Source organism: Lysinibacillus sp. RU7 (genome assembly GCF_057837305.1).
Map to the genome: position 1 here is coordinate 1 of NZ_JBYQFK010000077.1, position 387 is coordinate 387.

Annotated in this window: 4 tRNA genes; all 4 read left to right on the forward strand. The window is 44.7% G+C overall.

The window, feature by feature from the left end:
* Positions 1 to 3: 3 nt before the first annotated feature.
* Positions 4 to 77: transfer RNA gene (locus AC3II9_RS21555), tRNA-Trp, on the forward strand.
* A 31-nt stretch (positions 78 to 108) separates the two neighbouring features.
* Positions 109 to 184: transfer RNA gene (locus AC3II9_RS21560), tRNA-His, on the forward strand.
* Between the two features lie 24 nt (positions 185 to 208).
* Positions 209 to 284: transfer RNA gene (locus AC3II9_RS21565), tRNA-His, on the forward strand.
* 30 nt (positions 285 to 314) lie between these two features.
* Positions 315 to 386: transfer RNA gene (locus AC3II9_RS21570), tRNA-Gln, on the forward strand.
* Position 387: the final 1 nt, after the last annotated feature.

The following is a 387-nucleotide window of genomic DNA, read 5'->3' on the forward strand; positions in this document are numbered from 1 at the left end:
TTTAGGGGCATAGTTCAACGGTAGAATAGAGGTCTCCAAAACCTTTGGTGTGGGTTCGATTCCTACTGCCCCTGCCATTTTTATTTTAAATAATTAAGAAGAAAGATGGCGGGTGTGGCGAAGTGGTTAACGCATCGGATTGTGGTTCCGACATTCGAGGGTTCGATTCCCTTCATCCGCCCCATACTTTATCTTCATTGATATAGTGGCGATTGTGGCGAAGTGGTTAACGCATCGGATTGTGGTTCCGACATTCGAGGGTTCGATTCCCTTCAGTCGCCCCATTATATAAAATAATAATTATAAAATATTGTTGGGGTATAGCCAAGCGGTAAGGCAACGGATTTTGATTCCGTCATGCCTAGGTTCGAATCCTAGTACCCCAGC